Here is a 12,452-nt window from a genome sequence, read left to right as displayed (position 1 = left end):
GGCCGGCGCCCACCGGCCCGGCGCCGCGGCGGCGGCGTCGGGCCGGTGACTCGATCGCGCGAGCCGCTGGCGGCCCAGATGGCAACGAGGGCCTACCATAAAGACGCTGAGGACCAACCGACCCGGGTCGGGGACCGCCGCCATCCGCTGCGCCCCGCGAGCAGGACCGCTCACCGCCGGGTGTCCCGGTGACCGTGGTGGGAGCCGCTCATGACCTCAGAAGACGCGCCCGCCCCGGCGAGCGTCGAGCCGACAGCGGATCTTGGCAGCTACTACGGGACGCACGAGGGCCGATCGGCCTACGCCCGGGAGACCAGCGCCGGCAACTGGCAGGTCAAGGTCCACGATCCCACCAACCGCCTCGCCGGCCACGACGGCTGGATGATGCTCGGCACCGGCTGGCCCACCCTGTCCGACGCCCGCGCCGCCACCGGCATGCGCTGAGCGTGCATCCCGTGCACCCTCCGGTGGGCTCCCGCGCACCCGCACGCTCGCCTGCGCCCAAGTAAGATCGTCTGGCCCGGTGGGCTGGCGAGCGGAGCACGCCGTGGCGGACCGGTATGACCGACGCTGGGGAAACCGCGATCGGGTGAAGGGGTTTGACAGACCCCGGGCCATCCCCCGGTCGCTGTGCGCGGTTGGATGTGCGCGTGGCGGTTTCGGTGGATGTTGAGGCGTTGATCGCGGCGGCGGGCCCGAGGGCCGGTGCGGCCGGACGTGAGTACGTCGCGCGAGGGTCGGTCAGTGGACTGACCTCCGTCGACGGGGGAGTGCGCGCCTGCGTCGCGGAGATTCAGGGCGGGCGGACACACGTGTTCGTCAGCGTGGTCAGCCGGGCCCTGGTCGTCGACTGTGACCGGGACAGCGAGGCGGGCGGCCAGCCCTGCGAGCACGCGGTCGCGGCCGTACTGGCCGCCCGCGACGCGGGGATCTCCTGGACGTCGATGGCCGTGCCCTGCGGCGCCGAACCCGCGGTCGCCGAGGATCGGCTGGTCACCGCGGCGGCGACGAGCCTGACCAGGGCGGAGCTGGTGCGGCTCATCGTGACGCAGGCCGCTGAGGACCGGCTGTTCGAGGCCAGGGTGCTGCACCGCGCCGGCCGGCTCGGACCGGCGGACGAGGCCGAACTGGCGCGGCTACGCGAACTGGTGCGGCACGCGGGCCGCATCCCGGACAGCGGCGAGCACTGGGAACTACACGAGCTGCTGGACGCGGGCCGGGAGCTGCTGACGGAACTGGAGATCGTCGCGGTGCGCCCGGCGAGCGCCGAGTTCGTCGGCGTCGTGGAGGACGCGATCGGGGTCTGGGACAAGCTCGCCGGATATCTGCTCGACGCCTGGGACGCCGACGACGCCGAGCCGGGCACGGTCGGCGACGCGCTCGCGGCGCTGCACCTGCGGCTGTGCGAGGAACTGCGACCCGGCCCGGTCGAGCTGGGCCAGCGCCTGGCCGCACTGGTCGGCTCCACCGATCTCGACTCCTGCCTGGACGCCCCGGACAGCTACGTCGATCTGCTCGGCGCCGAGGGCCTCACCGCCTACGACGCGGCCCTGCACCGCTGATCCGAACGGTCAGTTCCACAGGGCGGCGTGGCTGGTGCCGCCGGGGCGCAGGATCGTGCCGACGACCTGACCGCGGTTGTTGATCGCCGTCGGCACGCCCGAACCGGCGAGGCGCACGGTCCGGCCGTGGCTCCACCGGAACGCCGCGGTGCTGGTGAGGACGACGACGTCACCCCGGCCGTTGAGGGCGATCGGGCGGGCGAACTGACCGCCGAAGGTCCCCAGATCGATACGGTGGCCTTGGTCCCAGAGCAGGATGTGGCCGAGGTCGGTCACCGGGTCGAACGTTGAGCCGAGGATCTGACCGGCGTCGTTGATGGCCACGGCGGTGCTGAGGGGATCCTGCGGGTCCAGGTCGATCGCCCGGTTGCCCTGCCACAGCGTGGCGTGCGTGTCCCCGCTCGGTGTCGAGGACCAGCCGACGACGTCGCCGCGGCCGTTGATGTCGGCGCCGAAGCCGTTCGTGGGCAGCGCCACCCAGCGTCCCTGGACCCAGCGGGCGTCGTAGCCGTCCTGGTGGTCGCTGCGCCGCACCTCGCCGAGGATCCAGCCGTTGTCGCTGATCGCGCGCGCTTCACTGGTGTAGCCCGCGGGTGCGCCGAGGTCGAAGGTGTGGCCCTCGCGCCAGAGCTGCGCGTGCGTTCCGCCGCCGGTGACCGGGCCCGTCCCGAGGACCTGGCCGTTGCCACCCTGGTCCACCACGGAGAACCCGAGGCTGACCACCGTGGCGTCGGGCCGGATCACGAAGCCCGGCGAGTAGAACCGGCCGGGCTGATTCCCGGCGACCTGCCCGGCATCGTTGATTTTGAACGGTGCTCGCGCGGTGTCGGGCAGGGCGGTGAGAACACCCCGGGACCAGCGGAAGCCGTGGCCGGAGTACGGATCGTTGTAACCGGAGCCGACGATGTCCCCGCGATCGTTGATCGCGGACGCACCGTTCGACGCGATGCCCGGCAGACCGCCGAGATCCACCGGCTGCACCACCGCGGCCGGTTGGCCCACGTCCGGCACCACCGCGGCGGGTGGCGCCCCCAGCGCCGCCCCGGTCCCCAGCGTCACACTGGTCATCGTCGCCGCGGCCAACGTCGCCGTCGCCGCCGCCACTCTGATCGCCCGCATCGCGTCCATCGCCGCCTCCCGGAAGGTGACCGGGATCAGCGTCCCGACATCAGCCACGCTGGGAGATGAGGAAACCACCCTCCGTCATCAAATGGTGGGAGCGGGCCGCCGACACGCACCGAGTGCGCCGGCCGGTACGGGCGTGCTGCCCGCGGATCCGGCCGCGGTGATCCGCCGGGTGCTGACCAGTGCGTCGCGGTGCACGGGTGGCGGAGCCCCGTGGCCGCGGTGGTGCCGGCCCGGCCTATCCCTGTTCGCCGTCGGCGGCCGGGGACCCGGCGTCGTCGGCTGGTGCCACCGGCGCCGGCGAGGAGTCGGTTGCCTGCCAGGTGCCGTCGACCTCGTCCCAGCCGTGCCCCCGGTCGTAGGCGGCTTTGTGCTGCGCGGACAACCGCGCGCCACGGGCGGGGATGGGCAGGCCGTGGTCGTCGGCGTGATCGCCCAACCAGGCACGGACCTCGGTCGTCGACGCGGACTGGTGCGGACGCCGCACCCTAGGCCGCCTGCGGGTGGTGGCGGGTGCCTGGGGGGCCTGCCGCTCGGGTGGGGCGCTCGCCGCGTCGTTGTCCTCGACCGCCGACCAGGTCGTGTCGATCCTGGCGCCAGGCGTCAGCGACGTCGACTCGCCGAACTCGGCGTACTCACCAAGCACGGACACCATCTCGTCGCGACACTCGCCGCACAGGTCCAGCCGGACCAGTTGGCCGTCGTAGGCGAGCGACGCGCTCGTCGTGGCCGCCGCCCGGTCGTGCGGATGGCGGCCGGTGTTGTCGCACCAGACGTTGATGATCGAGATAACCTCACGCGCCACTGCCGCACCCCATGTGAACTCCGCCGCCCGAACCGACCAGCACTGGCGATCACCCTATCGACAGGGTCCGACAATCCGACGGCCAGCGGGTTGAGGTGGAGGGTCCTCGGGTGGAGCTCGTGGATGGTCGGGTGGAGATAATGCCCACGGGACGGCGTCCACCGACCCCGTGGGCTCCAGAAACCGGGCCTCGCCTCGTGAGCTGATCCCCCACGGCCGAGGTGATGTCCACGGACCGGTCGGGCGGCGACGAGGGGGGAACCGGGGTGGCGGAATTCGACGTGATCGTGATCGGCGCGGGGGCCAGCGGCGCCCCGCTGGCCAGCCGGCTCAGTGAACGCCCCGATCGCCGGGTTCTGCTGGTCGAGGCCGGCAGTGACCATCCGAGCACGGAGGACTTCCCGAGGGAACTGCTCGACTCCGGTCTCATGGCGGCCCTTCTGCCCGGGCACCCGAACAACTGGGGCTTCCTGGCCAACCTCACACCCGACCTGCCCTACGTCGTGGCCCGGGGCAGGATCCTCGGCGGTTCGACCACCCTGAACGGCACCTATTTCATCCGTGGGCGCCGTGCCGACTTCGACCGCTGGGTCGACGCCGGACTCCATGAATGGTCCTACGAGAAGGTGCTCCCGTTCTACAAACGCATCGAACGGGATCTCCAATATGGCGACTCCGACCTGCACGGCGGTTCCGGGCCGATCACCATCACCCGGGAGATCGCGCATCCTCATCCGGTGACCGAGGCGTTCGCCGAGGCCTGTGCGAGCCGTGGCTACCCGTTCGAGGCGGACAAGAACGGTGAGCAGCCCGCCGGCTACGGCCCGCTGCCCGTGAACGCGGTCGATGGCATCCGACTCAACACCGGGATCGCCTACGTGAACCCGGCGCGGCGCCGACCGAACTTCGACGTCCTCGGGAACACCCGGGCCCTGCGGGTGTTGCTGCGGGACCGCGCCGTGGTCGGCATCGAGATCGACACCGACGGCGAGCGGCGGACCATCACCGCCGGCGAGGTGGTACTCAGCGCCGGAGCCATCATGTCGCCGCAGCTACTGGCCCTGTCCGGCATCGGCCCCCGGGCGGAACTCGAAGCCGCGGGTATCCCGGTGATCCTCGACCTACCAGCCGTGGGCAAGGGATTCACCGATCATCCGGATCTTTCCTTCACCTGGCGCTCGCGGCGCCCGATCGCCCCGGTCGCGGCGGGGGCCCCGGCGTTCGAGTCGGTGCTGAACTTCGCCTCCAGTTCGGCCACCTACGGCGAGGACCTGGAGATCATGCCATCGCTGCGGTCGCTGGCGGACATCGCTGGCCTGGCCGCCGGCGTCGGTCGTGACCACACCGCGACAGCGAGAATGGTTCGCCATCCGGTAGCCACGCTGCGCGCGCTGCGCGGGGTTTCGCTCAGGCGACTCCTGGCGCAGGCGGCGCACCGCAACGAACTGTTTTTCTCCATCGCGCTGCAACAGGCGGAGGCGCGTGGCACCATCACGACGGTCTCGGCCGACCCGCTGATGCCACCACGGATCGAATACAACTACCTGTCGACGACACGAGATCTCGCTCGGATGCGTGAGGTCGTCCATGTCACGGTCGACCTGCTGACCTCGTCTCCGTTCGCCGGTCTGTTCGGCGAACTCGGCGAACTCGACCGCCTGACCCTCGAGGACGACGACGCGCTCGACGGCTGGATGAGGTCGCACCTGGCCACCGCCATCCATGCCAGCAGTAGCTGCCGCATGGGCGCGGCGGACGACCCCGAGGCAGTCGTCGACCAGCAGGGCCGCGTCCACGGTGTCACCGGTCTGCGCGTCGCCGACACCTCCATCCTGCCAGGCGTCCCGTCCCGCGGACCCGCCGCGACCGCCATCATGATCGGTGAGCGAATAGCCTCGTTCATCGACCAGCCGGGAAACACGCCATGACGCTGCCCCCGACCGAGAAGGCCAGCGGACCCGCTCTGCGCCACCCTTCAGCAGTTCCACACCCCTTGCACTACCGGCGGTTGGCCGCCAGGCGGTAGGGGTCGCTCCGCCTGTCGGCCAAGAGCGCGGCGTAGCTCGGTGTTCTGGAGACGTGCCCGCGCGGCCCAGGCACGACAGTGCCTGTTTTCCGACGGCCCGTCGGGTGACCGGCTCGCGACATAACCTTGCCCCGGGGTCGAAACAGGGCGCGCCGATGCGAGGAGAAGGACGTCGATGAGGATCGCCGAGGACATCACGGCGCTGGTCGGGAACACACCGCTAGTGCGGCTGCGCCGGGTCACCGACGGCGTCGGGGCGCAGGTCGTCGCGAAGCTGGAGTCGTTCAACCCGGCGCACAGCGTGAAGGACCGCCTCGGCCTGGCGCTCATCGACGCCGCCGAGCGGGCCGGCGTCCTCGGCCCGGACACCGTCATCGTCGAGCCGACCAGCGGTAACACCGGCATCGCACTCGCGATGGTCTGCGCCGCCCGCGGCTACCGGTGTGTGCTGACGATGCCGGAGACGATGAGCGTCGAACGGCGCATGCTGCTGCGGGCCTACGGCGCGCAGCTCGTGCTCACCCCGGGCCCCGAGGGCATGGGCGGCGCCATCGCGAAGGCCGAGGAGTTGGCGAAGACCAACCCGCACTACTTCATGCCGCAGCAGTTCGAGAACCCGGCCAACGCCGCGATCCACCGGGCGAGCACCGCCGAGGAGATCTGGGCCGACACCGACGGGCAGATCGACATCCTGGTCGCCGGGGTCGGCACCGGCGGGACGATCACCGGTGTCGCCGAGGTCATCAAACAGCGCCGCCCGTCGGCCCGGTTCGTCGCCGTCGAGCCCGCCGCCTCCCCGGTGCTCTCCGGGGGCGCGAAGGGGCCGCATCCCATCCAGGGCATCGGCGCCGGCTTCGTCCCGAAGGTCCTCGACACCGCGATCATCGACGAGATCGTTCAGGTCGAGGCCGAGGACGCGCTCGTCCTGGCCCGCCGCCTCGCCCGCGAGGAGGGGCTGCTCGTCGGGATCTCCTCCGGCGCGGCGGTCGTCGCGGCGCTGCGGGTCGCCGCGCGCCCGGAGAACACCGGTAAGCTGATCGTCGTCGTCCTGCCCGACTTCGGCGAGCGTTACCTGTCCACCCCGCTGTTCGCCGGCCTCGAGGACTGACCCGATGCTGCGCACGCTGCGCCGCGACCTTCGCACGGCCCGCGACCGCGATCCCGCCGCCCGCTCCAGCCTCGAAGTCGCGCTGTGCTATCCGGGCGTGCACGCCCTGTGGGCGTACCGGGTGAACCACTGGCTGTGGGGGCGGGGGATGGCGCTGCCCGCCCGCGTCGGCGCCACCGTCGCCCGCACGCTGACCGGCGTCGAGATCCACCCCGCGGCGGTCATCGGCGACGGGGTGTTCATCGACCACGCCACCGGCGTCGTCATCGGCGAGACCGCCGAGGTCGGCAACGACGTGACGATCTACCACGGCGTCACCCTCGGCGGCACCAGCCTCGAACCCACCAAGCGCCACCCGACCATCGGCGACCGGGTGGTGATCGGCGCCGGCGCGAAGGTCCTCGGCGGCTTCACCGTCGGCGCCGACAGCCGCATCGGCGCCAACGCGGTGGTCGTGCGCGCCGTGCCGCCGGGCTCGGTCGTCGTCGGCGTTCCCGGCCAGGTCATCACCCGCAGCCGGCCGCGGCCCGCGCACGACGAGGGCATGCCCGACCTCGTCGGTCTGAGCCTTCAGTCGCTGCTGACCCGCGTCGACCGTCTCGAGGCCGCCGCGCACACCGGCGCCGGCGACGCCCACCGCGACCCGAACGGCACCCGCACCACCATCCATCCGCCCAAGGGCGGCGTCTGGCAGGGCGAGGACTTCGCCATCTGACCGTCGAACGCTTCGACGCCCGCGACGAGGTGACCCTCGGCATCACCCTGGAGAACTGCGCCCGCACGATCAGGGAGCGGTGGCGGTCCCTGCCGCGCCGGCGCGCCGACGTCATCGCCGACGACGGTCCGGCCGCGACGTTCGGCTACGCGCAGACACTGCGGCGCGTGGGCGTGCGTCTCGCCGAGACCGTGACGCGGGTCGAGGACGCCCCCGACGGCCTGGCCCGCTGGACGCCGCCTGTCGAGGAGCTGCACGCCCGGCTGCGGCAGGCCGATCTCGAGATCGTCCGGTCCGAACGTCCTGAGGCCCGTCTCGACCTCACCGTCGCGCGCCCGGTGAACGTCTGAGCACCGCCCGCACCGGCCCCGTGCCCGCAGGTCCCATCCGCGCCGGCCCGTCGCCCCCGCTCGGGCGTCCGGCACCGCGCAGGATCAGTGCGCCTGCGCCTGCGCCTGCGCCTGCGCGGTGTCGGGGTCGGGGTCGGGTGGCGCGGCGCCGGCGGCGGTGAGCAGGTCGCGGACCAGGGTGGTGGGCAGGCCGATGACAGTGTCGAGATCGCCGTCGACGGCGGTGACGAAACCGGCCGCGCCGCCCTGGATCGCGTAGGCGCCGGCGGCGTCCATCGCCTCGCCGGTCGCGACGTAGGCGGCGAGTTCGGCGTCGGGAACCTCGCGCATGGTGACCGCGGTCGTGGCCACGCCGCCATGGGTCACCCCGGTGGTCGTGTCGAGGACGACTACGGCGGTGACGACGCGGTGGGTGCGGCCCCGCAGCGCGCGCAGCATCGCGAGCGCGTCGGCGGGCGTCGCCGGTTTGCCGAGGACCCGGCCGTCGAGTTCGACGAGCGTGTCGCTGCCGAGCACCAGACGACCCGGATGACGCCCGGCGACGGCACGCGCCTTGAGTTCGGCGAGCTCGGCGGTGATCCCGGCGGCGTCGCTGGCCCTCGGCTGCGACTCGTCGACACCGCTGACGTCCACGTCGAAGGCGACACCGAGGATCCCCAGCAGCGCATGGCGACGCGGCGAGGCGGACGCGAGCACGACGCGCATGGCTTCAGCCTAGTACGACAGCCGCAGCGTGTGATCAGCCGTTTGCGTGACCGTACCGATCACACCAGCCGCCGCCACGCTAGCCGAGGTAGCCGTCCGGGCGGATCAGTACATCGCTGGGTGCCGATGGCGCGTAGGCCGCGAACGCGTGGCCGTCCAGGTCGAGGACGTGGCGCCCGTCGCTGGGTGGTTGGTCCCCGGGGCGCAGCACGGTGTAGGCGTGTGGTTCGGCCGGGGCGGTCGCGCCGAAGACGAGGCGGGTGGCGTGCGGGCCACGGAAGAGATCGAACAGGCGGATGCGCGTGCCGTCGGCGGCCAGGACGGGCGCGTCGGGGGCGCGGTCTCCGGTGACGAGCGGGCCGGTGGCGTCCGGGTCGCGGTAGGTGATGTCGAGACCGAAGCTGTCCTCACCGCGCCGGTAGGCGTCCGGATCATCCTGCAGGTAGCGGCGCAGTAGTGCGGTGCTGGCCCCGAGGACACGCGCGGCCACGGCGCGGCGCTCGGTCTCATAGGTGTCGAGCGCGGTCTCGGCCGCGAGTTTCCACCCGAGGTTGTAGGCGTCCTGCACGCCGGTGTTCATGCCCTGGCCGCCGGTCGGCGGGTGGACATGGGCCGCGTCGCCGGCGAGAAAGACCCGTCCGACCCGGTAGTGCTCGGCGAGTCGCACGTTGGGCCGCCACACGGTCGACCAGCCCTGTCCGGTGAGGCGTACGCCGGCCGAGAAGCGGTCGAGAGTCGCCTGCATCGTCGCCAGGGAGGCGTCCTCACCGTCACCGAGTGGGGTGGTCAACTGGAAGTACCCGGTGCCGGGCAACGGGGTCATCACGACGCCGGTCAGAGGGTTCTCGGCGGCGGCGAACCAGTGGCCGCACCCGGGATCGAGCGTCGGCGCCGCGACGTCGCCGACCAGGATGCGGAAGGACTCGTCGGTGGCGCCGGGGAACGCGACGCCGATCGCCTTGCGCACGACGCTGGCGCCGCCGTCCGCGCCGATGAGGTAGTCGAACCGGGAGGTCTCGCCGGTCGAGAGCCGCGCGGTGACGCCGTCGGCGTCCTGCTCCAGGTCGACGAGTGCGCTGCCGAGTTCGACGCGGACGCCGTGTTCGCGCAGCCGCGCCCGCAGGATGTCCTCGAGCTGTGACTGGCCCAGCACCCAGGGGGTCGGGTAGGGCCGGTCGGGTGTGGGCGCGGCCGGCTCGACCATCCACCGCACGTCCACGAAGTTCCCGTCGAGGGTGACCCGGATCGGGGTCGGCCCGCAGCCGGCGTCCAACACGGCCGCCACGACGCCGAGATCGTCGAAGACCTCCAGCGTTCGTGGCTGGATCCCGTCGCCGCGGGAGCCGACGAAGAACCGATCCGCCTTGTCCGCGACGCGCACGTCGACGCCGCGCCTGGCCAGATCGATGGCGAGTGTCACTCCGGTGGGCCCGCCGCCGGCGATCAGTACCCTCATGATGAATCTCCATTCAGTGAATGTGAATTCACTGTGAGGGGGATTAGGGTGCACTGTCAAGGCAGGGAGGGGAGGACCGTGACACGCGCGGAACAGGCGGCCGAGACCCGAGCCGCGCTGATCGAGGTGGCCAAGCGCCTGTTCGTCACCCGCGGCTACCTGAACACGAAGATCACGGACATCACCGCGGAGGCCGGGCGATCCACCGGCTCCTTCTACACGCACTTCGCGGGCAAGGAGGACCTGCTCGTGGCGCTGCTGGCGGAGGTCGGCGAGGCCAGCGACGGCTACGCCAACGCCCCGGAGCACTCGTCGGACTTCACCGACCCCGACGCGATTCGCTACCACGTCGCCGCCTACTGGCGCGTCTACCAGGAGCACGCCGCGACGATGCTCGCGCTGAGCCAGGCCGCGCTGGTCGATGAGAGTTTCGCCCGGACGCTGCGCGAGTTTCGCCGCGCCCAGTTCGACGACATCCGCGACCACCTTGATCATGTCCCGAACCTGCCGGCCTCACCGGAGGTCAGCCTGACGATCCTCGCCGCGATGCTCGACAGCCTCGCGCAGCTGTGGCCCGAGGTGCCTGGGGACGAGGCCATCGAGATCATCACTCGGTTCGGGTACCGGGCCCTCAACGGCAGGGACTATCCAGCGGGCGCGTAGTGCGACAGCCCCCGCCGGTCGCACCGGCCCGGGTGGGCTACCGCATCGACGGTCCGCCGAAAAGGCCAGCCGCCGGCCGCCACCCGCGCGAGAAAAACAACAGTGCAGGGAGAAACAAACCCGCATACGGTTTGATTTCGCGCGGGGTGTTCCCGTCGACGTCAGGCCCTGTTTCCCGGCCGGTCGTGGTGTTTCTTCCGCCGGGTGTGGGTGAGGCTTCGGATGCCGATGCCGGACGCGTACGCGAACTCACCATCGGCGGATTCCTAAGCCGGCCGGGCGTGAACCTACACTGGCGGCAGCGGTGCACCACCCCACCCACCCGGCGAAATCACACCAACTCCCAGGAGGGTGACTATGCCCATTCCGCCACGTCAGGCGATCAGAGTCGGCGGTTATCTGCTGAAGCAGAAGCTGCTGCGACGGGAGAAGTTTCCCGTCACCCTCGAGCTGGAGCCGTTGTTCGCCTGTAACCTCGCCTGCGACGGATGTGGGAAGATCCAACATCCGGCGGAGGTGCTCAAGCAGCGTATGCCCGTCGAGCAGGCGCTGGCCGCCGCCGACGAGTGTGGCGCTCCCGTCGTCTGCCTGGCCGGCGGCGAGCCGCTCATGCATCCGCAGGTCGAGCAGATCGTCGAAGGCCTGGTGAAGCGCAAGAAGTTCGTCTACCTTTGCACGAACGCGCTGCTGCTGCCGAAGAAGATTGACAAGCTCACGCCTTCGCCGTATCTCTCGCTGGCCGTGCACATCGACGGCCTCGAGGAGCGCCACGACGAGGTCGTCGCGCGGAAGGGAGTGTTCAACCAGGTCGTCGACAACATCAAGGACGCCCAGCGGCGCGGCTTCCGGGTCACCACGAACACGACCTTCTTCAACACCGACACCCCGCAGAACGTCATTGAGGTGCTCGACTTCCTCAACAACGAGCTCGACGTCGACGGCATGATGATCTCGCCCGCCTACGCCTACGAGAAGGCGCCCGGCCAGACCAGCTTCCTCGGTGTCGAGGAGACCCGGGAGCTGTTCCGCAAGGCCTTCGCGGACGGCCGGCGCAAGAAGTGGAAGCTCAACCACTCGGCCCTCTACCTGGACTTCCTCGAGGGCAAGCTGGACTTCGACTGCACAGCGTGGGGCATCCCGTCCTACTCGCTGTACGGCTGGCAGCGGCCCTGCTACCTTATGGCCGACGGCTACGCCAAGACCTACAAGGAACTGGTCGAGACCACCGACTGGGACCGCTACGGCCGCGGGAAGGACCCGCGGTGCGAGAACTGCATGGCGCACTGCGGCCATGAGCCGACCGCGCTGGCCGCGACGATGAGCTCCCTGCGCGAGTCCATCCGCGCGGTCAGGTCCTCCTAGCCAGGGCCTGGCCCCTCCCGCCGCCGGGGACACCCCCGGCGGCAGCGTGCATCCGCGGCGCCGCGAACGTCTCCACGGCGGTCCCGACCCGGCCAACCGGATCGGGACCGCCAACCGGATCGGGACCGCCAACCGGCAGGCGGCTCAGACGCCGACGAGGTACTACCCGGGCTGTCCGGGCGCGGCGCGTTCGCGGGTGACCGTCGCGAGGGTGCAGGGACGGTCCGAGGGCCCCGCGGTCGACACCCGGTAGATCACCACCGAACGACCGCGGTGCACGGCCGTCGCCGTCGCCGTCGTGGCCTGGGACAGCTCCGCGGGTCGCAGGTAGTGCACCCGGATGCCGGTGGTGCGCTCCGGGCGGCCCGGCTCGGCCAGTGCGTCGGTGACCAGGTCGCTCAGGCACAGCAGCACGCCGCCGTGCACCGTGTTCGACAGGTTGCCGAACACGGTGCCGCCGGGCAGGACCAGCCGGCCGAGCTCGCCGTGGCGGGTCGGCCCGGCGTCGGCGAGGCCGAGGGCATCGAGCAGCGAGTGGTGCGCGTCCGGGGCCAGCCGCGCCGACGGTCCCGCGC

General features: G+C 71.5%; 13 protein-coding genes. 8 read left to right on the top strand and 5 right to left on the bottom strand.

Annotation, left to right across the window (positions count from 1 at the left end):
* The first annotated feature begins 210 nt into the window (after nucleotides 1-210).
* Both MXD58_RS09710 and MXD58_RS09705 read left to right on the top strand, forming a co-directional pair.
* On the top strand, nucleotides 211-444 hold the full coding sequence (locus MXD58_RS09710; protein WP_248837685.1) for a hypothetical protein: 234 nt from the start codon (nucleotides 211-213) through the stop codon (nucleotides 442-444).
* A 206-nt stretch (nucleotides 445-650) separates the two neighbouring features.
* A complete protein-coding gene (locus tag MXD58_RS09705; protein WP_248837686.1) occupies nucleotides 651-1,562 on the top strand; it encodes a hypothetical protein in 912 nt (303 codons plus the stop codon).
* A gap of 9 nt (nucleotides 1,563-1,571) precedes the next feature.
* Here MXD58_RS09705 and MXD58_RS09700 read toward each other — a convergent pair whose 3' ends face one another.
* Together MXD58_RS09700 and MXD58_RS09695 are read right to left on the bottom strand one after the other, a co-directional pair.
* A complete protein-coding gene (locus tag MXD58_RS09700; protein ID WP_250609219.1) occupies nucleotides 1,572-2,759 on the bottom strand; it encodes a hypothetical protein in 1,188 nt (395 codons plus the stop codon).
* Between the two features lie 166 nt (nucleotides 2,760-2,925).
* On the bottom strand, nucleotides 2,926-3,492 hold the full coding sequence (locus MXD58_RS09695) for a hypothetical protein (RefSeq protein WP_248837688.1): 567 nt from the start codon (nucleotides 3,490-3,492) through the stop codon (nucleotides 2,926-2,928).
* A 224-nt stretch (nucleotides 3,493-3,716) separates the two neighbouring features.
* Here MXD58_RS09695 and MXD58_RS09690 point away from each other — a divergent pair, with 224 nt between their 5' ends.
* The 4 genes from MXD58_RS09690 to MXD58_RS09675 all read left to right on the top strand — a co-directional run bounded on the left by MXD58_RS09690 (nucleotide 3,717) and on the right by MXD58_RS09675 (nucleotide 7,691).
* Nucleotides 3,717-5,420 (top strand): GMC family oxidoreductase, encoded by a 1,704-nt coding sequence (locus MXD58_RS09690; protein ID WP_248837689.1) that lies wholly within the window; start codon nucleotides 3,717-3,719, stop codon nucleotides 5,418-5,420.
* Between the two features lie 273 nt (nucleotides 5,421-5,693).
* Nucleotides 5,694-6,626, top strand: coding sequence for a cysteine synthase A (gene cysK, locus MXD58_RS09685; protein ID WP_248837690.1), 933 nt, complete (start codon nucleotides 5,694-5,696; stop codon nucleotides 6,624-6,626).
* A gap of 4 nt (nucleotides 6,627-6,630) precedes the next feature.
* Nucleotides 6,631-7,341 (top strand): serine O-acetyltransferase, encoded by a 711-nt coding sequence (gene cysE, locus MXD58_RS09680; protein ID WP_248837691.1) that lies wholly within the window; start codon nucleotides 6,631-6,633, stop codon nucleotides 7,339-7,341.
* Between the two features lie 29 nt (nucleotides 7,342-7,370).
* A complete protein-coding gene (locus MXD58_RS09675) occupies nucleotides 7,371-7,691 on the top strand; it encodes a hypothetical protein (RefSeq protein WP_248837692.1) in 321 nt (106 codons plus the stop codon).
* Between the two features lie 84 nt (nucleotides 7,692-7,775).
* Here MXD58_RS09675 and MXD58_RS09670 read toward each other — a convergent pair whose 3' ends face one another.
* Together MXD58_RS09670 and MXD58_RS09665 are read right to left on the bottom strand one after the other, a co-directional pair.
* A complete protein-coding gene (locus MXD58_RS09670; RefSeq protein WP_248837693.1) occupies nucleotides 7,776-8,396 on the bottom strand; it encodes a Maf family protein in 621 nt (206 codons plus the stop codon).
* A gap of 79 nt (nucleotides 8,397-8,475) precedes the next feature.
* Entirely contained in the window at nucleotides 8,476-9,852 is a 1,377-nt protein-coding gene (locus MXD58_RS09665) for an FAD-dependent monooxygenase (protein WP_248837694.1), read from the bottom strand.
* 78 nt (nucleotides 9,853-9,930) lie between these two features.
* Between MXD58_RS09665 and MXD58_RS09660 the strand changes: the two genes are divergently transcribed.
* Both MXD58_RS09660 and hpnH read left to right on the top strand, forming a co-directional pair.
* The gene (locus tag MXD58_RS09660; RefSeq protein ID WP_248837695.1) at nucleotides 9,931-10,515 is read left to right on the top strand and encodes a TetR/AcrR family transcriptional regulator; all 585 of its coding nucleotides are present in this window, start codon (nucleotides 9,931-9,933) and stop codon (nucleotides 10,513-10,515) included.
* Between the two features lie 357 nt (nucleotides 10,516-10,872).
* Nucleotides 10,873-11,877, top strand: a complete 1,005-nt coding sequence (hpnH, locus tag MXD58_RS09655; protein WP_248837696.1) for an adenosyl-hopene transferase HpnH — start codon at nucleotides 10,873-10,875, stop codon at nucleotides 11,875-11,877.
* Nucleotides 11,878-12,039: 162 nt separating this feature from the next.
* Here hpnH and MXD58_RS09650 read toward each other — a convergent pair.
* Nucleotides 12,040-12,452, bottom strand: a 413-nt coding sequence (locus tag MXD58_RS09650; RefSeq protein WP_284678134.1) for a hotdog domain-containing protein, incomplete at its 5' end; no start/stop codon positions are given.

This window comes from Frankia sp. AgKG'84/4, from assembly GCF_023242965.2.
Taxonomy (GTDB): domain Bacteria; phylum Actinomycetota; class Actinomycetes; order Frankiales; family Frankiaceae; genus Frankia.
Note: the sequence above shows the minus strand (reverse complement) of the source record. Positions and strands in the feature narration are given on the sequence as shown.

What these genes read in the sequence shown, in the direction of transcription:
- MXD58_RS09710 (WP_248837685.1), top strand. Translation starts at nt 211, where the DNA reads ATGACCTCAGAAGACGCGCCCGCCCCGGCGAGCGTCGAGCCGACAGCG.
- MXD58_RS09690 (WP_248837689.1), top strand. Translation starts at nt 3,717, where the DNA reads ATGTCCACGGACCGGTCGGGCGGCGACGAGGGGGGAACCGGGGTGGCG.
- cysK (WP_248837690.1), top strand. Translation starts at nt 5,694, where the DNA reads ATGAGGATCGCCGAGGACATCACGGCGCTGGTCGGGAACACACCGCTA.
- cysE (WP_248837691.1), top strand. Translation starts at nt 6,631, where the DNA reads ATGCTGCGCACGCTGCGCCGCGACCTTCGCACGGCCCGCGACCGCGAT.
- MXD58_RS09670 (WP_248837693.1), bottom strand. Translation starts at nt 8,396, where the DNA reads ATGCGCGTCGTGCTCGCGTCCGCCTCGCCGCGTCGCCATGCGCTGCTG.
- MXD58_RS09665 (WP_248837694.1), bottom strand. Translation starts at nt 9,852, where the DNA reads ATGAGGGTACTGATCGCCGGCGGCGGGCCCACCGGAGTGACACTCGCC.
- hpnH (WP_248837696.1), top strand. Translation starts at nt 10,873, where the DNA reads ATGCCCATTCCGCCACGTCAGGCGATCAGAGTCGGCGGTTATCTGCTG.